This window comes from Staphylococcus cohnii species complex 1663, assembly GCF_041008415.1.
Taxonomy (GTDB): domain Bacteria; phylum Bacillota; class Bacilli; order Staphylococcales; family Staphylococcaceae; genus Staphylococcus; species Staphylococcus ureilyticus.
This window is the reverse complement of the sequence record NZ_JBFDVL010000007.1, coordinates 98,990-125,377: the sequence shown is the minus strand read 5'-3', so window position 1 is coordinate 125,377 and position 26,388 is coordinate 98,990. Positions and strand designations below refer to the sequence as shown.

Below are 26,388 nucleotides of genomic sequence, written 5' to 3'. Positions count from 1 at the left end.
GATGTGTTACAAGAATTAATTGTAACATTAAGTTTTTGTTAAGTCAATAATAAATTTTCATTTGTTATTGTTAAGTTTGTTTCGTTTGTTAACTCAACATTTAACATTGTATAACCATTCAATAATTTTAACAAGTGTCAAATTTACACTTTCTATTATTTTTATTTTGGTTTGTTTTAAAGCCGTCTCGTTTCGACGACTTTTATATAATATCAAGATTAATCTCACTCGTCAATTCAATTTCAATAACTTTTTAGTTAAATTTTACCTTTGTAATAACTAATTATTTTTTATATGTATAAATATGTCAAATTGTATAATTATATCAGTGCTGTTGGGACACATTAGCCACTATACCGTCAATTAAAATTGCATTTTTGCTTTCACTTATATTGATATAAAACAAGCTCATAGTAATAGAAAGTGCTACATTTATAAATATAGCACTTTCTAACTTAATAGTTTTTTCGTAATTGTTCAATTATAATTACTGCTGTAAATTCTCTTTATCTTTACATTCTTTACATAGACCATAAATTTCCATACGATGATGTGTCACATCAAAATTCGTTACGTGTTGAGCTAATTGTTCAACTTCATCTAGTTGTGGGTAATGAAAATCAACAATCTTTCCACAATTTTCACATATAACATGGTAATGATTATGTGTATTAAAATCGAATCGACTTGAAGCGTCGCCATAAGGCAACTCCTTAACAATGCCTATTCCTTTAAATACACGTAAATTATTATATATCGTTGCAACACTTATATTTGGAAAATCGGGTGAAAGTGCTTGATAAATCTCATCAGCAGTGGGATGTGTTTCTGAAACAATTAAAAACTTCAATATCGCCTGTCTTTGTGGTGTTATTCTTATTCCATTATCTCTTAAAGACGCAATCGAGTCTTCTAATTGATGTTCAACTGTTTCCATCTCTGCACTCATGTCCCTCACCATCTTTCTATTTAATAATAATTATTACTTAATATTAATATAACTGTTGCATTATCGAATTGTCAATAAACAAAGACCATTTCAATCAATATCCTGTATCGGGATCAACTTCATTCTCAATTAAAGTATTGTTATTGAGAAAATAACTAAGATTTCGTTTGAATATCTGAGTAACTTCTTGTTTGTTTTCTGTCCCATTGCCCGTAATATGTGCTGTAATTGTAATATTATTTATATTATATAATTGGTTATCTGGAGTAAGTGGTTCGTTTTCAAACACATCTAAATATGATTGTCGTATGATGTTTTCTTTCATCACATTTGCTATTACATTTTCGTCTACGATTGTTCCTCTTCCTACATTAATAAATAAAGCAGCGTTTTTCATCTTTTCAAAGTGTTCTCTTTGTAGTAGATGTATTGTTTCTTTCGTTTCTGGTAACGTATTAACAACAATATCTGCTTCTTCTAGTGCTTGAAATAAATTATCGATAGTATACGTTTTGGAAAACCCTTCTACATCACGACCAGTTGTATTAACACCTTGTACAATCATGTCCATCGCGTTAGCAATGGTTGCTGTTTTTTGCGCTATACTTCCTGTCCCTAAAAATAAAAGGGTTTGCCCGCTTACTCTTTTTCCAGTTAGCTTCGAATCATATTTTTTATTTGTTTGATTAATAAATGAAGTCTTCATTTTTTTATAGTCATCTAATATAAACGCCATGATAAATTCAGACATTTGTTTTGCGTGTACACCTCGACCATTCGTCAACAAGATATTATTACTATCGATATAGTTTAAAGGAAGCTTGTTTACACCGGTAGCATACCAGGCCAACCATTTCAGATTCGAGCATGACTCCAAAAAATCTTCATCTAATTTACCATCATATCCAAATAGTATGTCCAAATCCTTTTTATCATGGTCATTAATATCAGAAACACCCTGTGTAAATATAAACTTAACGTTTGGAAAAGCTTCAACTAAATCATTTTCTAAATCTCCCATTCTTTGTAAACTGACTGCCTTCATCTCTAATCACCCCAGAATTGCTTTTAATTCGTCCATTTGTGATTTTACTTTCACTTTTTCTATGACATCGATAATAACGCCATCTTCGTCAATAATGAACGTAGTTCTTACTATTCCCATACTTTCTTTTCCAAAATTTTTCTTTAGTTGATATACACCCACTTCCGCGGATAATTGATAATTTTCATCTACCAATAAATCAAAATTCAAACTATGTTTTTCGCTGAAGTTTTGATGTTTTTTCTTTGTATCTCCACTAATTCCATAAACTTTTGTATTAAGTTCATTAAAATATGATAAATTGTCTCTAAAATCACAAGCTTCTGTCGTGCATGTTGGCGTGTTATCTCTCGGATAAAAATAAAGTACTGCTTTATTTCCTCTTAATGTGTCATTAGAAATAATATCACCATTTTGATTCTCAAGTCTAAATTCCGGAAATTGATCTCCTTTTTTCAACAAATAACTCACCCTATTTCTTTTTGTTAATAATTATATGATACGATAATAAACGAAAATATTAAATAAAAGAGGTTGATATTAATGAAATTTACTGAAAGTGAAAGACTTCAAAATTACTCAAATGAATATATATTAGGAGGCGTAAATTCACCTTCTCGTTCATATAAAGCTGTAGGTGGTGGTGCTCCTGTAATGATGAAATCTGGCCAAGGCGCTTATTTATATGATGTAGATGGCAATAAATATATCGATTACTTACAAGCTTATGGACCAATAATTACTGGTCATGCTCATCCTCATGTAACTCAAGCTATTCAAGAACAAGCAGCACTTGGCGTATTATATGGAACGCCAACAGAACTTGAAATAAACTTCGCTAAGAAATTACGCGATGCTATCCCCTCATTAGAAAAGATTCGTTTCGTTAATTCCGGTACTGAAGCAGTAATGACGACAATACGTGTGGCACGTGCGTATACTAAAAGAAATAAAATAATTAAATTTTCTGGTCAATATCATGGTCATTCAGATTTAGTTTTAGTTGCAGCTGGGAGCGGACCTTCCCAATTAGGATCACCCGATTCTGCCGGTGTACCTCAAAGTGTAGCCCAAGAAGTCATCACAGTACCCTATAATGATATAGAAACTTATAAAGAAGCCATTGATTATTGGGGAGATGATATTGCAGCAGTACTCGTTGAACCTATTGTAGGTAACTTTGGTATGGTTAAACCTAAACCAGGATTTTTAGAACAAGTAAATGAAATTACACATAATAATGGAAGTTTAGTGATTTATGATGAGGTTATTACCGCTTTTCGTTTCCATTATGGTGGTGCACAAGACTTATACCAAGTTTATCCAGATTTAACTGCCTTCGGTAAAATTGTAGGTGGTGGTTTACCTATCGGGGGTTATGGTGGTAAACAAGATATTATGGAACAAGTTGCTCCCCTAGGCCCTGCATATCAAGCTGGAACGATGGCTGGAAATCCATTATCCATGAAAGCAGGCATCGCATTATTAGAAGTATTAGAACAAGATGGTATTTATGAATATTTAGATAGCCTAGGTCAACAATTAGAAGATGGTTTAAATAAATTAATACAAAAACACAATATCACTGCTACTGTCAATAGAGTTTATGGTGCATTAACGCTCTATTTTACAAACGAAATTGTCACACACTATGATCAAGTTGAAAATTCAGATGGTGATGCTTTTGCACGATTCTTTAAACTTATGTTACATCAAGGTATTAATCTCTCCCCTTCAAAATTTGAAGCTTGGTTTTTAACAACTGAACACACTAAAAATGATATTGAAAAAACATTAGATGCTGTAGATTATGCTTTTAGTCAAATGAAATAAACTTGAATTTTATAGGGAATCGTTGTATAACAAGTATAAACATAAATTTATTAAATATATGAAGGAGCGGTACATTTGAAATTAGGAGCACGCATTCTGAAGACAGGTATAGCTATTATACTTGCTTTGTTTATCGCTTCTCTGTTCCCTGATGAAGCAGGATTAAAAGCAATCGCTGCTGTCAGTGCGGTAATCGCGATGCAACCAAGTGTTTTTCGTTCCATTAAAACAATTTCTGAAAGAGCAATTGGTAACCTGATCGGTGCAATACTGGCAGTTGTTATGGTTACTGTTTTTGGTAATAATCCAGTAATCATGGGGGTTACTGTTATATTATTAATTGCTATTTTATTCCGTTTTAAATTGGAACATGTAGCTACACTTGCAAGTATAACTGCATTAATTATTATGGGAACACATACTGGTAACTTTTATATTTCTGCATTTTACAGATTTGTCCTTGTTATGGTAGGTGTAATTAGTTCTTCTGCAGTTAATCTTTTATTCTTACCCCCTAAATTCGAGTCTAAAATTTATTATAATTCTTTAAACATTTGTTCAGATATCTTTGTATGGTTCAAACTTGTATTAAATGATACCTCTGAATATCATCATATAAAAGAGGATAGAGGGCTAATCAGCAAACGTATAACAAAATTAGAACAAATCTTTGAATACTACGAAGAAGAACGACCTTGGACGAAAAAGCAAATGTATGCGCAAAATAGAAAAAAAATTCTATTTAAACAAGTTGTCCGTAGCACACGGCAAGCATACGATGTTTTAAAACGAATGAATCGTTATCAAAACGATCTTCATAATTTGAATAACGAGCTGTTACTTCAAATAAAATTAGAAATAGATTTGCTAATCGCCTATCACGAACAAATCTTTATTAGTATTTCAAAGAAAGCACGTTATGATATTAGTCACTTTGATAGTCAGATAGAAAATCCACAAAAAAAAGATTTAATGGATGCTTTCCAACGCGAAATCATTAAAGATCCTTATCAGACAACATATTCATTCACTAATATAATGCAGATTATTTCAGCTATAGAAGAATATCGTTATACTATAGAACACTTGGATCGTTTAGTTATCAGTTTCTTCTCATATCATTCTAATGATAATGAAATTGAAATTGAAGAAGAAGATTTTGATCTATAAAAACTCAATATTTTAACTAAAAAGACCAGAGACATTTAAAAATGTCTCTGGTCTTTTATATTTATTAGTTCGTTCAAAGTCTTTTTATAAATTTTGAATGCTATAAAGATGTTCATAAGCACCTTTTTTCGCTAATAATTCTTGATGTGTGCCACTTTCTACTATTTCACCATTTTCTATAACAACAATTTTATCTGCATGAGTAATTGTAGATAATCTATGTGCCACAATTAACGTAGTACGATCTTTACTTAAGATATTTAATGCATCTTGTATAATAGATTCACTTTCTAAATCCAATGCACTCGTTGCTTCATCTAAGATAATAATCGGTGGATTATTCAAGAAGATTCGTGCTATAGATATACGTTGCTTCTGGCCTCCAGAGAGTTTAACTCCTCTTTCACCCACTTCTGTATCATATCCATCTGTTAATTCCATGATGAAATCATGTGCGTTTGCCATTTTTGCAGCAGCAATGACCTCTTCATCTGTTGCATCGGGTCTGCCTAATAAAATATTTTCTTTAATCGTATCTGAGAATAGTACGTTATCTTGTTGAACTAATCCAATTTGATGTCTGAGGCTACCTGTTAAATAGGACTTAATATTGGTGCCGTCAATTTTAATTTCACCATCTGTAACATCATAAAATCTTGGTATGAGATTGATAAGTGTTGATTTACCTCCACCACTCATACCGACAAACGCTACTGTTTCGCCTTGTTCGATATCCAAATTAATATGGTTTAATATCGTAGATTCATCCGCATTATATCGGAAACTCACATTATTAATTTCAATACGTCCTTCTTGAATTTCTAATGGTAAGGCACCTTTTTTATTCTTTATGTCATAACTTTCATCCATAAGTTGGAACACACGATCCATCGATGCAAAACTTTGCGTTAATGTTGTAAATGAAGAAACCAATCTACGTAAAGGTCCAAATAATTGTTCGAGGTAACCCACAAATGCAGCGAGCGTACCAACTGTAATGGAACCGTTAATAGCTAAAACCGCACCAGAACCTATTACAATTAATGGCCCTAAATCAGTTACTGTATTAATTGCAGCAAATGAATAGGCATTCCATCTCGTATGCGTAAATGCGCGTTGTAAGAAATTGCTATTATGCTTATCAAAATTCACTGCTTCGTTATCTTCTATTGCAAAACTTTTAATGACTGACATGCCTTGTACACGTTCATGTAAAAATCCTTGTACTTCAGCCAAGGCTTGAGATCTCTTACGTGTCAGATTTCTTAAACGTCCAAAGAAGAAGTAGACAGTCAAAATATAAACTGGAAATACTATAATTGCAGCTAGTGTTAATTTTACATCTAGTACAAACATAATAGATAAAGCGATAATGATAGTGATACAATCAAGCCAAATATTCATAAGGCCTGTCAGGATGAAATCTTTTGTTTGTTCAACATCATTAATAACCCGTGAAATAACTTGCCCAGCTTGGTTATTAGCATAGAATCTTGCACTTAGTGCTTGTAAATGATTATATAGACGCTTACGAATGTCATATAATATTTTATTACTTGTCCACTGAGCTAAATATTGTCTTAAAAATTCTATAGGGGGCCTTACGATTACAAAAATAAATACGGCTATTCCTAGCGCAATTCCCAATCTAGCAAATTTTTCTTCTACCGAGATTGCACCGTTATTGATAATGTCATCAATAACATATTTAATTAATAACGGAATAAGCATTGGAATACCAAATTTTAATATACCAACAAGAATTGTGGCAATGATCCGCCATTTATATGGTTTTACGAATTGTATATATCTGCGAATCATACAAACTATACCTCCCTGCTTATTTCAGCAAATGAAACAGCCTTCGTTGAAATTCAACGAGGCTGTTATTACAATTATCTACGATCAGATCATTTAGTTAAGCATTTGCTATTAAGATTTATTCTATACAATTAACTTGTATCATATATACCTTTAATACTATATCGGATATAACTATCAATTACATTAAATATGCTTAATAATCTCTAATCTTTTTAAACCGTTCACGCCAAACTTTAATAAAATCCGGTGCAAAAGGACCTTTTTTTTGTTCAATCCATTGTTGAAGAATATCTACGTTTCTTCGTAAAATTACATCAATATCAGATGAATAATTCATTTGACGCATATGTTGTTCATATTCATCTTCATCTAATAAATGATATTTACCATTGGGATAGACTTTAATATCTAAATCATAATCTATATATTTGAGTGCTTCCTCATCACAGACAAATGGTGAGGATAAATTACAATAATAATAAACACCATCTTCTCTAAACATACAAATAACGTTAAACCAATATTCGGAATGGAAGTATACAATTGCAGGTTCTCTTGTAATCCATGTGCGATTATCACTTTCTGTTACCAATGTATGGTCATTACCACCAATGACTACATGATCCGTACCTTTTAAAATAGTTGTTTCAGACCAAACACGGTGTATATTTCCATCGTGTTTATAACTTTGAATTTTTATCGTCTGACCCTCTTTAGGTATGGACTCTTTAACCATGCTCCACACCACCTTTTCTGATTTCACATATTGAATTATAACATAATTAACGATTACAGAACGACCTTAATTATTTGTTATTAAAAAATTATATATTTTTGACATACTTACTGGAAAATTATAATTAACTTTATCATCTACAGGCATCCACTGCATATTGTTAGCTAATGTAATCTCTTGCCGATTAACACAACTTTTAGATATATACACATCAATATCCCATGTTAAATGTGTAAACTGATGTTTTAAAGAATAAACAGGTTTAGCTTGAAATTCAATTTCTGTAAATAATTGTGTATTAATATTTTCGTTGCTTTCCGCTTCATACATAGGAAATTCCCACATATTATTTAATAATTTTTGAGTTCTTTTTTCAATAAGTAAATCACCCTTTTCGTTACGCACTATATAGACATTTTGTTTTATATGTTTTTTCTTCACTTTAGTCGTTTTTACAGGTAACTGCTCAACTGTTCCTTGTTCAAAGGCTTCACAATGTTCTTGTACAGGACAAAATAAACATAACGGATTTTTTGGTGTACAAATTAATGCGCCTAGTTCCATCATCGCTTGATTAAAAGTACCTGAATCTTCTTGAACATATGTTTCTAATTCTTTTTCAAATGTTTTTCTCGTAGTTTGTAATTTGGTATCGCGATAATCATTATTTAGTCTTGACCACACTCTAAAAACGTTACCATCGACTGTTGCTAATGGAAGGTTGAAAGCAATACTCATGACTGCTGCTTTGGTGTATGGACCAACGCCTTTCAGTTCTCCAAAACGCTTCGGATCATTAGGAACCTCACCATTATAATTTACCGCTACATCTTTGATTGCATTATGGAAGTTACGTGCACGACTATAATAGCCGAGTCCTTCCCAATATTTTAGCACTTCATCTTCATGTGCGTTGCTTAAATCAGTTATTGTTGGAAACCTACTTACAAATTTATGATAATAATCGATAACCGTCTTCACTTGAGTTTGTTGTAACATTACTTCACTTAACCAAATATAGTATGGATTTTTAGTTTCTCTCCATGGCATTTGTCTTTGATTTTTCTCAAACCATTTTACGAGATTATTTTTAAATTCTGATTCGTTATACATGTTATACATCTCTTTCTCTACGTGATTCTAAAACTTTTTTTCTTCATTTTAGTATGTTAATTTTATTATTTAGTATATTAGATTATAATAGAAATAATATTGAAATGAAATGAGAGGATACTTATGGATACAGGTACGCATATTGTCATGGGTATTGGATTAACCGCTTTGGCAACACAAGACCCAGCGATGACTGGTTCATTTGCAGCAACTGCAACTACTCTAATCATCGGTTCTCTGATACCAGATGGAGACACAGTTTTAAAACTTAAGGATAATGCCACTTATATATCAAATCACAGAGGTATAACACATTCAATACCTTTTACAATTCTGTGGCCATTACTTATAACTTTATTTATATTTACATTTTTTAAAAATATTGATGCTAGCCATATCTGGTTATGGGCTCAGCTTGCGGTCTTTCTTCATGTCTTTGTTGATATATTTAATTCATATGGAACCCAAGCGCTCAGACCCATCACAAATAAATGGATTCAACTCAGTGTCATCAATACATTTGACCCAATCATATTCATCCTTTGGTGTGTCGGCATTTTGCTTTGGGTATTAGGCTTACATCCATACCTTTCATTTTTCCCTATTTTTGGTATTCTTGTTGTTTATTATATTATTCGGTTTAGGATGCAAGCCATCATTAAACAACAAGCGCTTAAACAAATAAAGCAAGAACATAACCCTGTTAAAGTTTTTGTTGCACCTACCATGCGATTTATGGAATGGCGTGTTGCTATTCAAACAGAAAATCACGATTATGTTGGACGCAGTTATGGTAGAAATATCGTTTTTAGTGATAAATCTGAGCGTCATCCTTTTCCTAGTAATGATTTAATGCAATTTGTTAAAGATGATAAAAACATAAAAACTTTCCTTAACTTTTCATCTATATATCGCTGGCAAGCTAGAAAGCTAGATGATGACACGACAGAAATTAGACTAATCGATTTACGCTATCTAAAAAATGGTCACTATTCTTTTGTAGCAATCGCACATCTAGACGAATTTATGAATATTGATCATTCTTATATTGGTTGGGTGTTTAGTGAAGATAAATTACAAAAAAAATTATTTGCAAAGTAAAAATTTTATTGGTAGTAACAAAGGCTGGGACACAAGATTGTGTCTCAGCCTTTACTAATAAGATTGAAAATGACTAAAATCATTATTTATGGTTTGTATTTTGAGCAATTACATTTTCGTTATGATTTGAATCATTTTTTAATTTGTCATCAGTATCCTTTTTCTCATGCGCAACTCTAAATTTCTGATATGCTGTCGTTCTAAACAGAGCAAATATCAATGCACAAGCTGTCGCCATTAAAAATATAAAATAAAAATGGTATGGTATATTATTTAAGCTTAATGCACCTAAAACAACAGACTGTGAGATTCCCTCTATAAGATAAAATAACGGGTTCAACATTAAAATATGAGAAATTACTGTTGAATTACTGGACGGAATATACACAATTGGTACGAGAAAAAACATAATGACTGATAATATATAAAATATGATATCTACATTATTTTTGGTAATAGTTAGTAAACCAAATACTGTAGAAATAACTACGACAAAGATAATTGACATTATAACAAAGTATATTGTCGATGGAATGGAACTCTCTATATTAACTGGTGTCATTAATATAATCATCATTAACGCAATAAACATTAATAAATTAGAAATAATAGCTATCATAATCGTTTGAAAAATTGGATTCAAATTAAAAACTTTAGCAGTAAAATACTCTTTTTTAAACAATTGATAACTTTGATAAATAGCTATCCAGATAAATGAAAAACTTATTAATGCTGCTAATCTAAAATAACCACGTGCTTGTTTTATTTCTTCTGTACCATTCACATTAAATATGAACATTAGCAGACATAATAACAGGATGCTAATAATAAATGGTATTACAAACCATTTCCATTGCCCCTTTAATCGATGGTACAAGTGTTTACTTAAAAATGGTGCATTCTTATAAAAATTAATTAAATTATCTATCATTTACTACACCTACAATTCAATATATATCCATTTATCATTTTTAAAATCTGCCATGAAATAACCATCACCTGATTTAGTAATCCAGAAGTTATTATCAATATTAAATTTCTCTTTTAACTTCGCTTTATCTTTCATCGGAATTGTAAACCCGGAAAGTTTATTTTGATCATTAAATATCATTGCAATCGGTTGTTGAACGATAGGTACAATAAAGCGATCATTTTTCCCTTCTTCTGGAACTAGTGAATCTGTCACAGTACCATGCTTTTTATGTAAGTGACTATTAAAAAATTCAAAATAATTACTATAATTTTTACTCATAAATGGCGCGAGTGCATCCCCACTATGTTCTTCAAATAAACCTGCTGGATCAAAATAACGAATATCTTTTTTTCCGACTTTATAAGACTGATTATCGACACTAACACGATAATTTTTTGTGTTTTCACCAGTAATGGTAAGCAAAGCGTACTTGTTAGGACTTAACTCTTTTCCTTTTTTTAGGTTCTTTAATTTAACTGAATCATCTAATACGATTCCGTATGATAGTTTAACTTCGTAAGGATTTTTAGGTTGGTTTTGAATAGTGGCTTGGTCTTCATTTTGTCCTATGTTAATTTTACCAATATCATTAAATATTAACACTGCTGTTAAAAGCACACCTAGCATACAAATAGTTATAAATGTCCAGAATCTAACTAGTACAACCGGTGGTTTAACGTGGTTATATCTTTCAATTCGTTTGAAATTATAAGTTAACTCAGGCGTACGCGCTCTACTTTTTTTCCAATCTAAATCAAAATTTCGTTTTTCTTCATCACTTTCTAAAGATGCTCTATCTCTCTCATGTTCATTAAATACAGGAATGACTTGTTTAATAGAACCTTCCATTCTAAGTTGACCATGCGAAACCCACGCTATATAATTACTTGCCTTACTAACTCTTTCAACATTGTCATCTATCATAACAATGGTTAAATTATTATTTATGTATTCATCTGATAGTTCAATTGCTTTTTCAAAATATTCATCCGTTAAATTTTGCAGTATTTTATTAAAAATAATAATACTTGCTTTAGATGTTCTGGCAAGTGAAAAAAGTATGCGGGCATATACTTCATCTGGTAATTCACATATAGGCTTATCACTTTGCGCTTCGACATGTGCATATTTTAGAACTTGTTCAACTTTATGCGTATTGACTTTGTATGGGAATAATGTAACTGCATTAGATATGTAATCTTCAACCGATATATTTTGAGCATATTTATCGTCTATATCTGCATAAAACAAATCTGTTTTGCGCACAACTCTTCCCTTATCAGGTTTAATTTCACCACTTAATATCCGACCTACAAGAGATTTTGAAGACGCAGGCTCACCGATGATGCCAAGTGATTCACCTTGATAGATATGTAGATTAATATTATTTAACTCTATGTTATCTGCATCATAACCAAAAGGCTGATACCACTTTTTTGATTTTTTATTTCTATAGTAATGTGTTACATTAAGTAACTTTAAAATAATTGAACTACCCATACTATCTTCATCCTTCTACAGTTTTAATAATGCTAAGGGCAAACCTTCTTCTGGCTCTGAACTATTGATTCTGAATCCCCATGCAAAAATACCTTTAAGTCGTTCTACCTTAAAATAACTTTTTGTACCATCATTCAGTTGATAAATTTTGCCAAGTTCTACTTTATTTCTATCTACTAAATAGCTTTCTGCTATGATTGCTTTACTTGCATATACGTCATACTCGTTATAAATACCATTCATTTCTGCTTTGCGCATTTGTTCTTTATACCCTTGAATTTCATGACGTAATTCTATTTCACTCATTTCACTCAATTTCTTCCGTTCCATTCTCAATTCCACTCTCTTCTAGTTTAGATTTTATTTTATCATATTGATAGCCTTTTCTCATAAGTGTTTCAATCGTTTTATTGACTAATTTTCTACCTGTATACTTTTTCGAACTCTTAGTATACGCTTTTTCTAAATCGTTTTGTAATAACATGTCTAATGATTCTTCTGATTGTGAAAAATCTAATTCTTCCATCACAATGTTAATCGTTTCAAATGTATAACCTTTTTGCATCAAAGATTGTTTCAACTTTTCTTCACGCTTTATTTGTGGTCCTTTTTTTTGTTTCAATATTTTATTTGCTAATTTTATAATCTTGTCTAAAGGTTGTTCTTCATTATATAAAAGCGCATATTCATCAATGATATTTTGCTCTATACCAGCTTCGCGTAATTTTTGTTTGAAAATTTCAGGTCCTTTATCCGTAGTTAAAATCATTGTGTTTTTTAAACTATTCGCGTAGTCTTTATGATCTATTAAATTTTGCTTATGGCAATAATCTAATACATCTGCAATAACACTTTCTGAAATATCTTTCTTTGCTAGATGCTGTGCCACTTCGTGCTCAGTTCTTTTTCTATATGACAGATATTGAATCGCTATATTAATCGCTTGTCTATATTGCTCATACTTTTGAATTTTTTCCATTTCAGCTGCTTCAACAAGTTGTCCCTTTTTAAGATTGAAATAGACAAAAGTATCAATATCAATACCCATCTCAAATTCATCATCTAAATATAAATTAAAACGTTCTTTATTGTTTTTTTGAACTTCTATTTTTGTGATTTTCGGCATTATCTTCACTCCACTTATAAGAATAACTTATATTGTTTATGAATGGAATTATAGTGATTTTTATTTGCAAACTTCAACTTCATTATTTTTATATACAAATTATATCATGGTTCAAGGTTTATTCCTTTCACAAAATGACATTGTTAATCTACAAATTTCAATATATTTTATAGTACTTAACAAGCATTTAAAAAAACTTCATTGCACAGTTGAAATTAATGTATTTTGTATTTTTAAAATATTTAAAAAAGCCCCTTCCAAGCATTCATTTTTTCATGACTACTAAGGCAGGGACTTCTCTTTGACAACTTATCTTATACTTCTCGTGATACTTGCTGATATTACTATAATCATACGCCTAATTCTAATAATGCATTTTTGTATTGTTCATCTGAAATAAATTCTTGTTGTTTCATTTTTTCTAAATCAGTTTTCACTCGATTTATGAAATTATCCGACATATCATCGATGTTATAAACACTAGGTGCATTAATTTTGCTTGCTAAAATGGCACTCTGTAAAACTGAAATTTGTGGCAACTCTTGATTATTTTTATCTGTCGTAACCCCAAAGTAATAATTTGCAGCTGATTCTACTGAATAATTATCACTACCGTAATAAATGTTATTCATATAAAAACTAAGTATTTCATCTTTACTGTAGTTTTTTTCAACGCGATGAGCTACAAACAATTCTTTAACTTTACGTGTAATAGACTGTTCATTATCATAAAAATAATTTTTTACTACCTGTTGCGTGATTGTACTTCCACCTTGTACATTTTTATCACTTAATGTCGAAAAAAGTGCCCTTGACGTTCCTTTTATATCAAATCCGTGATGCCTATAATAGCGTTCATCTTCCATAGCTATAAATGCACCTTTAGTATATTCTGGCATGTTTGAGACAGATACAAACGAATTCTTATTTTCTATTTTTTTTAATTCATCAATATCTGCGCGCGTACTCAAAGCATACATTATAGCAATAAATATTCCTAAAACAATTAAAATAGGAATAAGTAATTTGAAGAAAAGTCCTTTTCCTTTTTTCTGTTTTTTTGTTTTTGTTACTGGCTGAAAATAAGTATTATATTGAGGTTCGTTTACAGTATCAGCTTGAGATTTTTTGGTTGTTTGCTTATAACGATCGCTTCTTTTCATGCGGTAGCTCCTTTATATTGCTCTCATATCATTATAAGTGAGTTTATCAATTGTTGGAATTTTTATCTATAGTAAATCATAAAAATCGGTCCAAGGGTGTATATGTAACTCCTATCATGGCATTATGATCAAAGCTTTTAAAATTTATAATATCTCAATACCAAAATACGGTTTGAATTTAAAATTCAATGCTAATAAGAAACAAAAAAGTTGCCTATATTTTATAATGAACCACTTTAGCACATTCAAAGTAAATTCATCTAAAACATAGACAACTATTTCATTAATACCATTTTTTAAAATTGACGTACCACAAATGATTAGGCATTTAATTGATCTACGATTGCTTTATTAAAGTCATCTAAATCATCAGGTGTACGACTAGTTACAATATTCTTATCAACAACTACAGATTCGTCAACAACTTGTGCACCAGCGTTCGCTAAATCTTTACGAACATTTAGTACTGCAGTTACTGTTCTACCTGATAAGTCGTCTGTATCTATTAAAATTTGTGGTCCATGGCAAATTGCAAACGTTGGGACATCATTTTTGGTAAAGTATTTAGCAAATGTGCCGTATCTGCCTTCAGAATCACCACGTAGATGATCAGGTGAGAAACCACCTGGAATTAATAATCCATCATAATCTTCTGGTTTTGCATCAGCAATACTTACATCCACAGAAACTTTTTCACCATGTTTCCCAACAACTTCACTATTGGCTTCATCTCCAATAACAACAGTTTCGTGTCCTGCTTCTTCAATTGCTTCTTTAGGACTTGTTAATTCTACATCTTCAAATTCATTCGTTACAATAATTGCTACTTTTTTAGCCATGAATTATCACCTTTCCATATTTATGTTATATACTCTGTATAGACGAAACTAGAGTTTTTTAAACATAAAAACTTTCAATACTCCGAAATTTAATCTGATGATTTCGAAACTGATTTAACTTTTTCTTCTAATTGATCTAATAAGCCAATCCATTCGTCTATGTCTTCTACTTTAACTTCATTTGGGTTCACATGATCGATATCATTCATAAATTTTTCTAATCTCTTTTTTATTTGATCTATTGTTTGATTGTCATCCATTGTATTAGTAACTCCTTTTTTTCAGATATTATTATACTAACATGGATTTGACAAATTTTGCTAAAGTCTTAATAATTATAAACTGAAATAATTTAACAAAATTAGAATAATTTCTATATGTTTAACCATTTCATATATTTAAACCTAAACCAAGCTTTAATAAAAGGATGTTTTAAATGACATATCAAAAATCTATATTATCTAGTATTAAAAAAACTATATCTATATTTAATGATCCATGGGAAACCTATAATGATATTCAAGAACATAATGCATTAACTTTAAGTAATATTGAATTCACCACGACGAATCTCTGTAATATGCGTTGCAGTCATTGCGCGGTAGGATACACACTTCAAACTGCAGACCCTTCTCCTTTACCAATAGATTTAATTTATCGACGTTTGGATGAAATCCCAAATTTAAAAACGATGTCCATCACTGGTGGTGAACCTATGTTTTCAAAGAAATCTATTAAAAATGTTGTGAAACCACTATTGAAATACGCCTATGAACGCGGGATTTATGTTCAAATGAATTCAAATCTTACATTACCTATCGACAGATATTTAGATATAGCTGAATATATTGATGTAATGCATATTTCACATAATTGGGGAACGATAGATGAATTTACAGAAGTTGGATTTGGAGCAATGGAAAAACAGCCACCATTGAAAGCAAAATTGAGACTTTATGATCAAATGTTATCAAACGCTCAAACACTTTCTGAACAAGGCATGTTCATTTCTGCTGAAACAATGTTAAACAAAAGTACAAGACCTTATCTGAATAAAATACATAATGAAATTGTTAATGATATGAAATGTCAAAGACATGAAATTCATCCGATGTATCCTTCTGACTTTGCTAGTCAATTAGAGGTGTTATCATTAGCTGAAATCAAAGAAGCAATTCATCACTTACTAGATATTCGACATCCAGATATATGGATGCTTTTTGGAACATTACCCATTTACCCATGTATTTCCAACGAAGATGATCAAGCATTACTACATAGATTAAGAAATTCCAAAAATGTTACGATGCGAAATGATCCAGATGGTAGAAATAGATTAAATGTGAATGTGTTCTCTGGAAACATTATAGTGACTGATTTTGGTGATGAAAATGGTACTTTATCAAATATTAAAAATGATAAACTCACAGATGTTTTTGATGCATGGTTAAAGACACCTTTAGCACAATCATTAAACTGCCATTGCCCTAAGTTTAATTGCTTAGGACCAAATGTACTTGTGAAAAATATGTATTATCCTGATACAAATTTCAAACAAAATGAAATAGATATGCATCGACGTTATCCTATGCATTGATCATCTCTATTAAATTTGATAATTCAATCAAAAAGGAATGTCATTTTCAAATAAGATGAATATCCTTAGTCAAAACTAAGATTTCAATCATCATATTCGGAATAGACATTCCTTATCTTTATTCAATATGCTGCACACTAGCTAAAAACTCAATTGTTTCTTTACTTTCTTGTCTTCTTTCTTTACGGCGTTTAACCCTCGCTAATGCTGTTTCATGAAACCAGTTTTCAGTTTTTGATTCTGGATACACTTGTGGTACATTTGATGGTTTACCTTCATTGTCCAGTGCAACAAAAGTCAAAAAACTCAGTGCTGCTAGGTGCCTTTCATTTTTCAAAACATCCTCAATTGTAATTTGTACACATACTTCCATTGATGATGTACCTGCATATGACACCATTGCCTCATATGATACGATATCGCCCGTTTTAATTGGCTTTAAAAAATCAACAGAATCTGTAGATGCCGTAACAACTTGTGCGTTACTATGCTTCATTGCTGTAATTGCTGCTATTTCATCAATGTTAGCCATCAACATTCCACCGAACATCGTATGATGATGATTCGTATCTTGCGGAAATACTTGTCTTGCTTTAACACTTCTCGATTCAGACATCGATTTCATTTTAGTAGTTCCCATAATATATTCCTTCCCTTTTTTAAACTTAAGTAAATATAAATTAGGAGTGGGACAGAAACCTATTTTTATTAAAAAGATTTCGCCGTCCCACCCCGAAAATGATGATTTTAATTGGAAAATATCTAATGATTAAACTATTTTTATTTTAAAATGATTAATTAGCCCAATTACCATTTTCAAAAATCAGTTCTTGCTCGCCACTTGCTGTGATTCCATAAATCGTTAAATCAGAACTACCAATCATAAAGTCGACATGAACCAGTGAATCGTTTAATCCATGTGCTAATTTTTCTTCAGTAGTCATCGTTGTGCCACCCTCAATATTAAAGCCATAAGCTGAACCTAATGCAATATGACAAGAGGCATTTTCATCAAATAACGTGTTATAAAATATTGTATTCCGATTAGAAATTGGGGAATCGTCTGGTACTAAAGCCACTTCACCCAAGTGTTTGGCTCCTTCGTCTGTATTCAGTAAATCACGTAGCACTTCTTCACCTTGTTCGGCTTTAAAGTCTACTACTTCACCGTCTTTAAATGTAAGTGTAAATCCATCAATAATATTACCGTTATGGCTTAATGGTAATTTATTCGTTACATATCCATTCACTTTCAATCGATGCGGTGCGGTGAATACTTCTTCTGTCGGAATATTAGCAACAAATGCTTGACCATTCTCTGTATAACTCGTTGCATCTTCCCAAATATGCCCTTTTGGAAGTCCAATTTTTAAATCAGTTCCTTCAGAGATATAATGCAAAGCCTCATAGCTTTTATGTTGCAATTTATCTGCATGTTTACTTAAATTTGCAATATGCTTTTCCCAATTTACCACTGGATCATTTCCGTCTACACGTACAATGTCTAGGACTTCATCAATAAATTTTTCATATGCTGCTTCTACAGTTAATTCTGGGTATACACGTGCTGCCCACGCTTTTGATGGAAATGCAGCTACACACCAAGGAAATTGATTTTTCTGACTTGCTTCCATATAACCTTTATATGCTGTAGCGTATTGTCTTTGGAACGTGGCTAATTTATCACTATCTATACCATTTAATAAATCTGGATCCTGAGTAATTAATGCTAGATTTGCTGCACCACGGTTAACATAATCCATGCGTTTAGCTACCTCGTATGTCTTAACTTCATTTTTTTCAAAATGTTCAACTGTTTCATTTTCAAATTTAAGACGTGCTAAACGATCATCACTATACTCTACTTTCACATCTGAAGCCCCTCTTTTATATGCTGCTTCAACTATGTAATGTGTCAATTCTAAAGCATCTACGCTTGAACGGATGAATACTGGTTGGCCTTCTTGTACGTTCATGCCAATGCCTGCTAATAATTCAGCGTACTGTTTCATTTTATGTTGTAATTGCCCCATATTTAAACTCTCCCTTATTTACGAATTTGTCCAAGCGCATCTGCAATTGCTGAAGCTTCACTTGGCGTAAATGAGGCTTTCGAAGTTACATAATCATATACCTCTTTTACTTCTTGCGCATCAGCAGATTTATATTTTTCGGGATTGATTAAACTTTGATTAACTAGATTTAAACGATCACGAATTTCTTCAATCATTTCTTCGTTATTTTTAGTCACAACTCTCACCTCTTTTTAATTTATTTTATCAAATTTGCTAACCTTGTAAAACTTTTATCATAATTCCTCTTTAGAAATGATTAAAAAAACATTAAAATGGGAAATAGGATTATATAATTTGGAGGTCAATATATGATTACAGTTGCATTTGTTTGTTTAGGAAATATTTGTCGCTCACCTATGGCAGAAGCTATAATGCGCCAAAGATTAAAAGATAGAAGTATCGATGGTATAGAAGTCACTTCAAGAGGTACAGGTAAATGGAATCTTGGTCAATCACCTCACGAAGGGACACAAAAAATATTAACTGAACATCATATTCCATTTGATGGGATGATTAGTGAACTATTTGATTCTAACGACGACTTTGATTATATTATTGCTATGGATCAAAGCAACGTTGATGATATTCAAAGTATTAATCCAAATATTAAAGGAAAATTATTTAAATTGTTAGATTTCAGTGATATGACTGAAACTGATGTACCAGATCCTTATTATACAAACAATTTCGAAGGCGTGTATAAAATGGTACAATCGTCTTGTGATAATTTAATTGATTTCATTATTAAAGATGCTAATTTAAGAGAGGGGTAACAACATCATGCAAAACAAATTAATTCCAGGTATATTATTAGGTGCTGTAATAGGAGGCGCAGCAACACTTGCTGACAAATCTACACGCCAATCATTAAAACAATCAATTAAAGATATTAAAGAAGGTAATCGTTCACAAAAGCCTTCAGCATTTTCTAACATTAAAGATGAAGTTTCATATTGGAAAGATGCAATTGAAGAAATTAGACGTAATAATCCTGAGTTAGAACGTTCTTTAAAAGATGCAAAGGATACATTTGTTGAACGCAAAAATAATCGTTTGAAAAATTAAGGAACAGCTTTACTAATGAACATTATAAATGTTTATCTATTTCATATTTATAAATTGAAGTGAATCGTCAAAGATGACTAGCAGAAATATAACATAGTCAACTTAGCGGGGGTGGGAATTGGAAATCAACTTGTTAGTTATGATTTCTTTCCTACCCTCTTTATTTTTGATTTATTATCTGATATTTTATTTCTCAAAAGATACTTTATTTCAAAAGAATATGGCAACACATATTTACCTTTAATAGATTTTACAGTATATTAAACTGTATACGTAAAATATCAGTACACAAGGAGATTTGATATGTCTAAAAATGAAAAAACATCTTCTAATTTTCTGAATGAAACTAAAGAAGTTGAAGAACAAAAGAACAAAAAAGATAAGCACGAACAAATTGAACGTGATCGCATATACATAACACCAAATGAATTCAAATCGAAATCACCAAAAAAAGATAATCAAGAATTTTTTGTCTCACGTATCAATAAACCAGCAAAATATACTAAAGATTCAAATTTTTTCTCTTATTTAGTATATAGAATAGGAAAAGACGATGCATCAGGATTATCAGCACAATTATCCTATTATTTTATGCTATCACTATTTCCTATGTTACTTTTCTTGTTATCTATTGTGCCATATCTCGGTATTAAACAAGGTTCAATTAGAAGCATGATTAAGGAACATGTACCACAAGATTACGCACCACAAGTATCATCTATTATCGGTGATATTATGGACAATGCTAGTGGTGGCTTACTATCTATTGGGTTAATCGCAGCATTATGGTCTGCATCCAACGGTATGACTGCATTAATGAATTCGTTCAATGTCGCATATGATGTTGAAGATAGTAGAAACTTTGTAGTTTCTAAACTATATAGCGTGTTATTCACACTAGCAATGATAATCGTAATGCCAGTTGCGCTTGTTTTACCTACATTTGGTCAACAAATTGGCGATTTATTATTTGGGCCTATTGGACTTGGTGAACAAGTGAAATGGGTATTTGATACAGTACGTTTTGTATTGCCCGTTATTGTCGTTCTAATTGCATTTATGGTTTTATACACATTAGCGCCAAATGTTAAAATTAAAATGCTTTCAGTTATACCCGGTGCTATTTTTGCAACTATCGTATTTTTAGGCGGCTCTTATTTATTTGGTATTTATATTTCAAACTTTTCTAATTATTCTAAAACATATGGTAGTATTGCCGGTATCATTATATTAATGCTATGGCTTTATATCACTGGTTTTATCATCATCATTGGTGCTGAAATCAATGCTATTATGCATCAAAGAAAAGTTGTTGCAGGTAAGACACCAGAAGAAATTACCATTGATCAACTTGAAGAAGAAAAAAATAACGATGTAAATGAAACGACTTAATTTTCTATATATATAAATTTAAAAAGCTAAAACCTAGGCACACATTATTTGCTTAGGTTTTAGCTTTTTTTATTGTATTAAATTATGTTGAAATGCATAAATTACAGCTTGAGTTCTATCTTGTACTTCTAATTTACTCAACACGTTACTAACATGTGTTTTAACTGTTTTGATTGTAATATGTGAAGCACTAGCAATTTCCTGATTTGAGTAACCTTTAGCGATTAATAATAATATCTCCATCTCACGTTCAGTTAACATCTCATATAATTCAGCGCGTTGTTTCATACGATTCCTCATCTTAACCAACACTTCTGCTTCAAACACAGATTCATCACGATATGTTTTACGTATCGCTTCGGCGATATCGCTGGCGCTTGTCGTTTTTAAAATATAACTATCTACACCAGAATCTAAAGCACGGTATACTTCATTATCTTCAATATAACTGGTTAGCATAACAACTTTAATGTGTGGCAAATCTTTCTTGATTTGTTCTGTAGCTTCTACCCCATCCATATCATCCATGAGTAAGTCCATTAAAATTAAATCAGGCTTAAGTTCATGTGCTTTTTCAATTGCATCTTTCCCCGATTGCCCTTCTCCGACTACTTCTATATCTGGTTGAGTAGATAAATAACTAGAAATACCAATTCTGACCATTTCATGATCATCAACAAATAATACTTTAATCGGCATACGAATCCTCCTTATTTAATGGGGCTTTGACTTCAATCCGTGTTCCTGAATCTGGCAGTGATACTATATGAAATGTTGCGCCAATTTCAAGTGCTCGTTCACGCATATTTTTTAACCCATAGCTTTGTTCTACCTTATCATCAACGTTAAAGCCTTTACCATCATCTTGTATACGTAATAATAAATATTCTTCTCTATTAAACAATTCAATTGTAACTTTTGTACCTTTTGAATGTCTTAATGTATTTGAAATTGCTTCTTGTGTAATTCTAAACAAATGATCTTCAATGCCTTTAGGAACGTCGAAATCCTCAATATCATGTACGACTTTCATTGGCACTTTTTTCTGTAGATCAACTACTAAATCTTTGATACCTTGGCCAAGTGATTTATCCTTCAAGCCAATTGGTCTTAAATGTAATAGCAAGGCACGCATTTCTAATTGTGAATCTTGGACCATTTTTTCCAATACTGGAATTTGTTGATCTAAAGGTGCTTTCAAATCAGTTTCTTTAATGGCAGAGAGCATCATGCTTGCTGCAAATAGTTGCTGGCTAACGGAATCATGTAACTCACGAGCCAGTCTTTGCCTTTCATCTTCAATTATTTTTTTAACTTTCACATCGTTCATATTATATGATTCATTCGTTAAATTTTGTGTTTTTAAACGTAATTTATGAACTTCTTGATTGAGCGGTACAAGTGTCTGATATAATTCAATTGTTTCATTATATAATTCTATATTCTGGTCGTTGATACCAACTGTTTGTCCTTCAATAGAACGTTCAATTTGATCTTGTAACCAATGATTTTGTTGGTTGATTTTATATGCTAATACTGAGCCAACTATGATGCATAGTAATATAACTAATAAATTAATAAATAGTAAAACTGGAATACCAAAGATTTGTGTATAAATCATACCTTGAAAATATATAATATTCACAAATACTTTATCTATAAAAAACATAGCGAAAAATGTACTATAAACTAATATCAACATCGACCCTATTGCTCTTATGTAGTGATTCATTTATAAATCACCTCAACATCTCCTATGAATGTTGACAAATAGACATTAACAGCATAATTATCTTCTTTTGTTTCTTCAATAACTTTAATATTGTTGTTTTCAACTTTATATGATGTTTCATTGACGTATGCATTGCCATAAAGTGCTGAAAAATGTAATTTTATATTGTAATTTAAAGGCACAATAATTTGCACTTTACCTAAAAAATGTCTGATTACTACCGTATTATGTTCTCTAATATTAGCAGCTTTAGACATATCTATATGAATATCACCAATACCATGCTGTATTTGTAAATCTTCCCATTTATAAACATAAATAGGTGTACGTTGCTCACCAAACCACTTTTGTTTAATAAATTCTGGAGATTCTACTGCCTCTTCTGTCGCAATAATTTTCAACGGTTTAAATCTATAAAAGATATATCTCACTATTAACACAATTAAAAATATAAATAATATAATAATCGTGTATTTATTAGATAATAAGGTAAAAGCAATAAGTAATACCCCTATCCAAAATGATAATAAACCTCGTATTTTATGAAAATATAAATATCCTACATAAACCAATATACAGCCTAATAATAATACAAAAATAAAGCCAATTTTTTCAAAGAAAATATAGTAGAAATTAGCTATTATCATTAATGCTGTAAACACAATCAACATCTCAGTTGATATATATTTATGAGTCATGTTTCGCCACCTTTCTTCAAGCGACTAAACTAATTTGTTCGATTAAATCACATTCTGTTTCAACATTTACTTTTTCTTTAGCTTGTTGTGATAAATCGGCTACAATACGTGCGTAGTCTGCTTCCATTTCATTCAAATCATTTTTAATTTTTTCTATATCATAGTGCTCAATTTCCTGTGCACATTCAATATCAGATTCATCTAAAATGTCGATATATTTATTTTCTAAAGATAATGTTAAATGATCTATTAGCCTAGCTACATAAGTTTTTCTTTCAAACAGATAATTTATGTACATTTCTATACTTCTTAATTTTTTATCAAGATATTGTCTATACTCAATTAAGCTTGAATAAAAGGTTTGTTTGGTCATTTTTTCTAAATAAGTCGTAATATAATTCATAGAATCACCTCATGATTGATTAGATTCTATTATAAAAAATATCCGGAACCATTAGTATAGGCTCCGGAACCATCTTATATTAGGACTTTAGACCGAAACTTATTCTAATCTATTTTAGTAGTTAAAACTGGTCCTTCTTTCGTTACTATAACGGTATGTTCAATTTGAGCAACAAAGCTTTTATCTTGCGTTTCAAAAGCCCATTCATTTTTACCTTCTGTGACAAATGTTGCTTTTGAAGAAATAAATGGCTCAACAGCAATTACAGTGCCTTCTTTAAGCAATGTTTTATCTTTTGGATCATAATAATTCATCACATGACTTGGAGATTCATGTAATGACTGACCTACACCATGACCTGTTAAATTTTTAATCACAGTTAAATCATTTTTACGTGCCGTCGCGTGGACTGCTTTACCAATTTGACTTAGCTTCGCACCAGGCTTGATTTTGGTCATAGCTGCATCAAATGCTTCTAATGCAACATCACAAACTTTTTGTTTCAATGGATTATCCGCTTCACCAACTACAAATGAAATTCCTGTGTCCGCATAATAGCCATTTTTCAAGGCAGAAACATCAATATTTACTAAGTCGCCTTCACGAATTTTTCGTTTTCCAGGAATACCATGTGCCACTTCTTCATTTACGCTGATACAAGTTTGGCCTGGAAAGTTTTCGTCATGAATTGGCGCTGAAATAGCTCCATGTGCTTCAAATAAATCTTTTGCAATATCATCAAGTTCTTTTGTAGTAATACCAGGTTTAGTAGCTTCTTGCATTTTGTCTCTGACAAGTGCACAAATGTATCCAATATCTTTTAGTGCTGTTAATTCTTCTTCTGTTTTTACAATCATTTTATCCCGTTCCTTTTTGTAAATTATATTCCTTCTTATTATAGCAGACTTTTTTTGATATAATAAATTAGAAAATTTTTATCATATATAGTTTAACATTTTAACGAAGTAATGACATAACCAGTTTTACAATTCTGGTTAAATCATTAAACGTTTATTTATATAGGAGTTTTAATATGAATGATTCTTGGTATAAAAATATTGTTGGTGCACGTACAATAAAAACAGGTTTAGCTACATTTTTAACTGCTCTTTTTTGTTTAGCCTTAAATTTAAACCCAATTTTCGCTATATTAACAGCTATAGTCACAATTGAACCAACCGCTAAGGCTTCATTAATAAAAGGGTATAGAAGACTTCCTGCTACAATTATTGGTGCATTATTTGCCGTGATTTTCACTTTTATTTTTGGTGATCAATCTGCTTTTGCCTATGCATTTAGTGCAACATTCACCATTATTTTATGTACAAAATTGAACTTACAAGTTGGTACTACTGTAGCAACATTAACCGCAATGGCTATGATTCCTGGTATACATGATGCTTATTATTTTAATTTCTTTTCCAGACTATTAACAGCTATTATTGGATTAGTAACAGCTGGATTAGTAAACTTTATTGTCTTACCACCCAAATATTATGATCAACTGGATGATGCTATTAATTTAACAGAAGAAAAAATGTATGCACTATTTCATAAGCGTATACGCCAACTAGTTGTTGGTAAATTTTATAATGGATCGACCAATCAACAACTTGCCACTTTATTAAATTTAAATCAAAAAGTCGAAACGTTGCTTTCTTATCAAAAAGACGAACTCAGTTATCATAAACATCATCATTCAGAATGGATTCGTTTAAAGTCTTTAACTACACGTACACATACAAATCGATTATTCATAACACACCTATCTAACTTAGTTTATTTGCCAAAAGACACGCAGGTTACTTTTACTAAAGAAGAGCAACTTGCTATGCTGAATATTGCTGACAGTATAAATAATATACATAGTACCGGACATTTTGAACGTCATCCTGAATCAGCGTCATTACTTAAATCCACGGTCAAAGGTTTAGATGAGTTTGATAAAAACCAATTAAAAAGTCATATTGTCTATGAAATACTATTAATTTATAGAATTTTAAATAGTCGATTTGCTTAAAGAATAACATTAAATACGTAACATAAAAAATAGC

The 26,388-nt window shown here is 31.2% G+C and carries 29 protein-coding genes; 8 read left to right on the top strand and 21 right to left on the bottom strand.

What is annotated here, in order from left to right; genetic code table 11:
- Positions 1-487: 487 nt before the first annotated feature.
- From perR to bcp, 3 genes are all read right to left on the bottom strand, one after another.
- The gene (perR, locus tag AB1J10_RS10180) at positions 488-949 is read right to left on the bottom strand and encodes a peroxide-responsive transcriptional repressor PerR (RefSeq protein ID WP_046207933.1); all 462 of its coding nucleotides are present in this window, start codon (positions 947-949) and stop codon (positions 488-490) included.
- A 94-nt stretch (positions 950-1,043) separates the two neighbouring features.
- On the bottom strand, positions 1,044-1,994 hold the full coding sequence (locus AB1J10_RS10175; RefSeq protein WP_107365565.1) for an NAD(P)-dependent oxidoreductase: 951 nt from the start codon (positions 1,992-1,994) through the stop codon (positions 1,044-1,046).
- A gap of 6 nt (positions 1,995-2,000) precedes the next feature.
- Positions 2,001-2,456: a thioredoxin-dependent thiol peroxidase gene (gene bcp, locus AB1J10_RS10170; protein ID WP_046207935.1), complete on the bottom strand. Its 456-nt coding sequence runs from the start codon at positions 2,454-2,456 to the stop codon at positions 2,001-2,003.
- Positions 2,457-2,537: 81 nt separating this feature from the next.
- Between bcp and AB1J10_RS10165 the strand changes: the two genes are divergently transcribed.
- Positions 2,538-3,827 (top strand): glutamate-1-semialdehyde 2,1-aminomutase, encoded by a 1,290-nt coding sequence (locus AB1J10_RS10165; protein ID WP_369003112.1) that lies wholly within the window; start codon positions 2,538-2,540, stop codon positions 3,825-3,827.
- A gap of 75 nt (positions 3,828-3,902) precedes the next feature.
- Complete coding sequence (locus AB1J10_RS10160) at positions 3,903-4,997, top strand: FUSC family protein (RefSeq protein WP_046207937.1); 1,095 nt, start codon at positions 3,903-3,905, stop codon at positions 4,995-4,997.
- A gap of 84 nt (positions 4,998-5,081) precedes the next feature.
- On the opposite strand, the gene AB1J10_RS10155 is transcribed toward AB1J10_RS10160, so the two are convergent.
- The 3 genes from AB1J10_RS10155 to mutY all read right to left on the bottom strand — a co-directional run bounded on the left by AB1J10_RS10155 (position 5,082) and on the right by mutY (position 8,670).
- Complete coding sequence (locus tag AB1J10_RS10155; RefSeq protein WP_070039301.1) at positions 5,082-6,818, bottom strand: ABC transporter ATP-binding protein; 1,737 nt, start codon at positions 6,816-6,818, stop codon at positions 5,082-5,084.
- Positions 6,819-7,014: 196 nt separating this feature from the next.
- A complete protein-coding gene (gene ntdP / locus AB1J10_RS10150; protein WP_019469633.1) occupies positions 7,015-7,557 on the bottom strand; it encodes a nucleoside tri-diphosphate phosphatase in 543 nt (180 codons plus the stop codon).
- 66 nt (positions 7,558-7,623) lie between these two features.
- On the bottom strand, positions 7,624-8,670 hold the full coding sequence (gene mutY, locus AB1J10_RS10145; protein WP_070039299.1) for an A/G-specific adenine glycosylase: 1,047 nt from the start codon (positions 8,668-8,670) through the stop codon (positions 7,624-7,626).
- 123 nt (positions 8,671-8,793) lie between these two features.
- Between mutY and AB1J10_RS10140 the strand changes: the two genes are divergently transcribed.
- The gene (locus tag AB1J10_RS10140) at positions 8,794-9,771 is read left to right on the top strand and encodes a metal-dependent hydrolase (RefSeq protein WP_046207940.1); all 978 of its coding nucleotides are present in this window, start codon (positions 8,794-8,796) and stop codon (positions 9,769-9,771) included.
- A gap of 82 nt (positions 9,772-9,853) precedes the next feature.
- Here the strand turns inward: AB1J10_RS10140 and AB1J10_RS10135 are convergent, their stop codons facing one another.
- The 7 genes from AB1J10_RS10135 to AB1J10_RS10105 all read right to left on the bottom strand — a co-directional run bounded on the left by AB1J10_RS10135 (position 9,854) and on the right by AB1J10_RS10105 (position 15,632).
- Positions 9,854-10,702 (bottom strand): sugar ABC transporter permease, encoded by an 849-nt coding sequence (locus AB1J10_RS10135; protein WP_046207941.1) that lies wholly within the window; start codon positions 10,700-10,702, stop codon positions 9,854-9,856.
- A gap of 9 nt (positions 10,703-10,711) precedes the next feature.
- Positions 10,712-12,244 (bottom strand): ATP-binding cassette domain-containing protein, encoded by a 1,533-nt coding sequence (locus AB1J10_RS10130; RefSeq protein WP_107520837.1) that lies wholly within the window; start codon positions 12,242-12,244, stop codon positions 10,712-10,714.
- 15 nt (positions 12,245-12,259) lie between these two features.
- A complete protein-coding gene (locus tag AB1J10_RS10125; protein WP_046207943.1) occupies positions 12,260-12,574 on the bottom strand; it encodes a YfhH family protein in 315 nt (104 codons plus the stop codon).
- On the bottom strand, positions 12,552-13,370 hold the full coding sequence (recX, locus tag AB1J10_RS10120) for a recombination regulator RecX (protein ID WP_046207944.1): 819 nt from the start codon (positions 13,368-13,370) through the stop codon (positions 12,552-12,554). Before recX ends, AB1J10_RS10125 begins: the two co-directional genes overlap by 23 nt.
- Before the next feature lie 350 nt (positions 13,371-13,720).
- Positions 13,721-14,533 (bottom strand): monofunctional peptidoglycan glycosyltransferase SgtB, encoded by an 813-nt coding sequence (gene sgtB / locus AB1J10_RS10115; protein WP_046207945.1) that lies wholly within the window; start codon positions 14,531-14,533, stop codon positions 13,721-13,723.
- A gap of 320 nt (positions 14,534-14,853) precedes the next feature.
- Complete coding sequence (locus AB1J10_RS10110; protein WP_046207946.1) at positions 14,854-15,372, bottom strand: type 1 glutamine amidotransferase domain-containing protein; 519 nt, start codon at positions 15,370-15,372, stop codon at positions 14,854-14,856.
- 89 nt (positions 15,373-15,461) lie between these two features.
- A complete protein-coding gene (locus tag AB1J10_RS10105; protein WP_019469624.1) occupies positions 15,462-15,632 on the bottom strand; it encodes an SE1561 family protein in 171 nt (56 codons plus the stop codon).
- Positions 15,633-15,808: 176 nt separating this feature from the next.
- Between AB1J10_RS10105 and yfkAB the strand changes: the two genes are divergently transcribed.
- Positions 15,809-16,969 carry a radical SAM/CxCxxxxC motif protein YfkAB gene (yfkAB, locus tag AB1J10_RS10100; protein ID WP_369003111.1) on the top strand — a complete coding sequence of 387 codons (1,161 nt, stop codon included), beginning with the start codon at positions 15,809-15,811 and terminating at the stop codon, positions 16,967-16,969.
- 118 nt (positions 16,970-17,087) lie between these two features.
- On the opposite strand, the gene AB1J10_RS10095 is transcribed toward yfkAB, so the two are convergent.
- The 3 genes from AB1J10_RS10095 to AB1J10_RS10085 form a co-directional block, all read right to left on the bottom strand.
- A complete protein-coding gene (locus AB1J10_RS10095) occupies positions 17,088-17,609 on the bottom strand; it encodes an acyl-CoA thioesterase (protein WP_046207947.1) in 522 nt (173 codons plus the stop codon).
- A gap of 154 nt (positions 17,610-17,763) precedes the next feature.
- Positions 17,764-19,002: an aminopeptidase gene (locus tag AB1J10_RS10090; protein ID WP_064209715.1), complete on the bottom strand. Its 1,239-nt coding sequence runs from the start codon at positions 19,000-19,002 to the stop codon at positions 17,764-17,766.
- Positions 19,003-19,016: 14 nt separating this feature from the next.
- Complete coding sequence (locus tag AB1J10_RS10085) at positions 19,017-19,220, bottom strand: DUF1128 family protein (RefSeq protein WP_046207949.1); 204 nt, start codon at positions 19,218-19,220, stop codon at positions 19,017-19,019.
- 132 nt (positions 19,221-19,352) lie between these two features.
- Here AB1J10_RS10085 and AB1J10_RS10080 point away from each other — a divergent pair, with 132 nt between their 5' ends.
- From AB1J10_RS10080 to AB1J10_RS10070, 3 genes are all read left to right on the top strand, one after another.
- The gene (locus tag AB1J10_RS10080) at positions 19,353-19,817 is read left to right on the top strand and encodes a low molecular weight protein-tyrosine-phosphatase (RefSeq protein ID WP_046207950.1); all 465 of its coding nucleotides are present in this window, start codon (positions 19,353-19,355) and stop codon (positions 19,815-19,817) included.
- A 7-nt stretch (positions 19,818-19,824) separates the two neighbouring features.
- Positions 19,825-20,109, top strand: a complete 285-nt coding sequence (locus AB1J10_RS10075; RefSeq protein ID WP_046207951.1) for a YtxH domain-containing protein — start codon at positions 19,825-19,827, stop codon at positions 20,107-20,109.
- A 303-nt stretch (positions 20,110-20,412) separates the two neighbouring features.
- On the top strand, positions 20,413-21,501 hold the full coding sequence (locus AB1J10_RS10070) for a YihY/virulence factor BrkB family protein (RefSeq protein ID WP_107365826.1): 1,089 nt from the start codon (positions 20,413-20,415) through the stop codon (positions 21,499-21,501).
- A gap of 69 nt (positions 21,502-21,570) precedes the next feature.
- Here AB1J10_RS10070 and vraR read toward each other — a convergent pair whose 3' ends face one another.
- The 5 genes from vraR to map all read right to left on the bottom strand — a co-directional run bounded on the left by vraR (position 21,571) and on the right by map (position 25,191).
- A complete protein-coding gene (gene vraR, locus AB1J10_RS10065) occupies positions 21,571-22,200 on the bottom strand; it encodes a response regulator transcription factor VraR (RefSeq protein ID WP_019469616.1) in 630 nt (209 codons plus the stop codon).
- Complete coding sequence (gene vraS / locus AB1J10_RS10060) at positions 22,190-23,233, bottom strand: sensor histidine kinase VraS (RefSeq protein WP_046207953.1); 1,044 nt, start codon at positions 23,231-23,233, stop codon at positions 22,190-22,192. The genes vraR and vraS overlap by 11 nt, the downstream gene beginning before the upstream one ends.
- Entirely contained in the window at positions 23,230-23,931 is a 702-nt protein-coding gene (gene vraT, locus AB1J10_RS10055; RefSeq protein WP_064209716.1) for a cell wall-active antibiotics response protein VraT, read from the bottom strand. The genes vraS and vraT overlap by 4 nt, the downstream gene beginning before the upstream one ends.
- 16 nt (positions 23,932-23,947) lie before the next feature.
- Positions 23,948-24,334 (bottom strand): hypothetical protein, encoded by a 387-nt coding sequence (locus AB1J10_RS10050; protein WP_019469613.1) that lies wholly within the window; start codon positions 24,332-24,334, stop codon positions 23,948-23,950.
- A 104-nt stretch (positions 24,335-24,438) separates the two neighbouring features.
- Positions 24,439-25,191: a type I methionyl aminopeptidase gene (gene map / locus AB1J10_RS10045; protein ID WP_046207955.1), complete on the bottom strand. Its 753-nt coding sequence runs from the start codon at positions 25,189-25,191 to the stop codon at positions 24,439-24,441.
- A gap of 176 nt (positions 25,192-25,367) precedes the next feature.
- On the opposite strand from map, the gene AB1J10_RS10040 reads away from it, so the two are divergent.
- Entirely contained in the window at positions 25,368-26,354 is a 987-nt protein-coding gene (locus AB1J10_RS10040; RefSeq protein WP_064209717.1) for an FUSC family protein, read from the top strand.
- Positions 26,355-26,388 lie beyond the last annotated feature (34 nt).

Coding starts and splice junctions, on each gene's coding strand:
- AB1J10_RS10095 (WP_046207947.1), bottom strand. CDS start 17,609: ATGGGAACTACTAAAATGAAATCGATGTCTGAATCGAGAAGTGTTAAA.
- AB1J10_RS10080 (WP_046207950.1), top strand. CDS start 19,353: ATGATTACAGTTGCATTTGTTTGTTTAGGAAATATTTGTCGCTCACCT.
- ntdP (WP_019469633.1), bottom strand. CDS start 7,557: ATGGTTAAAGAGTCCATACCTAAAGAGGGTCAGACGATAAAAATTCAA.
- AB1J10_RS10040 (WP_064209717.1), top strand. CDS start 25,368: ATGAATGATTCTTGGTATAAAAATATTGTTGGTGCACGTACAATAAAA.
- recX (WP_046207944.1), bottom strand. CDS start 13,370: ATGCCGAAAATCACAAAAATAGAAGTTCAAAAAAACAATAAAGAACGT.
- AB1J10_RS10075 (WP_046207951.1), top strand. CDS start 19,825: ATGCAAAACAAATTAATTCCAGGTATATTATTAGGTGCTGTAATAGGA.
- AB1J10_RS10140 (WP_046207940.1), top strand. CDS start 8,794: ATGGATACAGGTACGCATATTGTCATGGGTATTGGATTAACCGCTTTG.
- mutY (WP_070039299.1), bottom strand. CDS start 8,670: ATGTATAACGAATCAGAATTTAAAAATAATCTCGTAAAATGGTTTGAG.
- yfkAB (WP_369003111.1), top strand. CDS start 15,809: ATGACATATCAAAAATCTATATTATCTAGTATTAAAAAAACTATATCT.
- sgtB (WP_046207945.1), bottom strand. CDS start 14,533: ATGAAAAGAAGCGATCGTTATAAGCAAACAACCAAAAAATCTCAAGCT.
- AB1J10_RS10125 (WP_046207943.1), bottom strand. CDS start 12,574: ATGGAACGGAAGAAATTGAGTGAAATGAGTGAAATAGAATTACGTCAT.
- AB1J10_RS10135 (WP_046207941.1), bottom strand. CDS start 10,702: ATGATAGATAATTTAATTAATTTTTATAAGAATGCACCATTTTTAAGT.
- AB1J10_RS10165 (WP_369003112.1), top strand. CDS start 2,538: ATGAAATTTACTGAAAGTGAAAGACTTCAAAATTACTCAAATGAATAT.
- AB1J10_RS10175 (WP_107365565.1), bottom strand. CDS start 1,994: ATGAAGGCAGTCAGTTTACAAAGAATGGGAGATTTAGAAAATGATTTA.
- AB1J10_RS10070 (WP_107365826.1), top strand. CDS start 20,413: ATGTCTAAAAATGAAAAAACATCTTCTAATTTTCTGAATGAAACTAAA.
- vraR (WP_019469616.1), bottom strand. CDS start 22,200: ATGCCGATTAAAGTATTATTTGTTGATGATCATGAAATGGTCAGAATT.
- AB1J10_RS10110 (WP_046207946.1), bottom strand. CDS start 15,372: ATGGCTAAAAAAGTAGCAATTATTGTAACGAATGAATTTGAAGATGTA.
- vraT (WP_064209716.1), bottom strand. CDS start 23,931: ATGACTCATAAATATATATCAACTGAGATGTTGATTGTGTTTACAGCA.
- AB1J10_RS10050 (WP_019469613.1), bottom strand. CDS start 24,334: ATGAATTATATTACGACTTATTTAGAAAAAATGACCAAACAAACCTTT.
- AB1J10_RS10105 (WP_019469624.1), bottom strand. CDS start 15,632: ATGGATGACAATCAAACAATAGATCAAATAAAAAAGAGATTAGAAAAA.
- AB1J10_RS10130 (WP_107520837.1), bottom strand. CDS start 12,244: ATGGGTAGTTCAATTATTTTAAAGTTACTTAATGTAACACATTACTAT.
- AB1J10_RS10090 (WP_064209715.1), bottom strand. CDS start 19,002: ATGGGGCAATTACAACATAAAATGAAACAGTACGCTGAATTATTAGCA.
- perR (WP_046207933.1), bottom strand. CDS start 949: ATGAGTGCAGAGATGGAAACAGTTGAACATCAATTAGAAGACTCGATT.
- AB1J10_RS10155 (WP_070039301.1), bottom strand. CDS start 6,818: ATGATTCGCAGATATATACAATTCGTAAAACCATATAAATGGCGGATC.
- map (WP_046207955.1), bottom strand. CDS start 25,191: ATGATTGTAAAAACAGAAGAAGAATTAACAGCACTAAAAGATATTGGA.
- vraS (WP_046207953.1), bottom strand. CDS start 23,233: ATGAATCACTACATAAGAGCAATAGGGTCGATGTTGATATTAGTTTAT.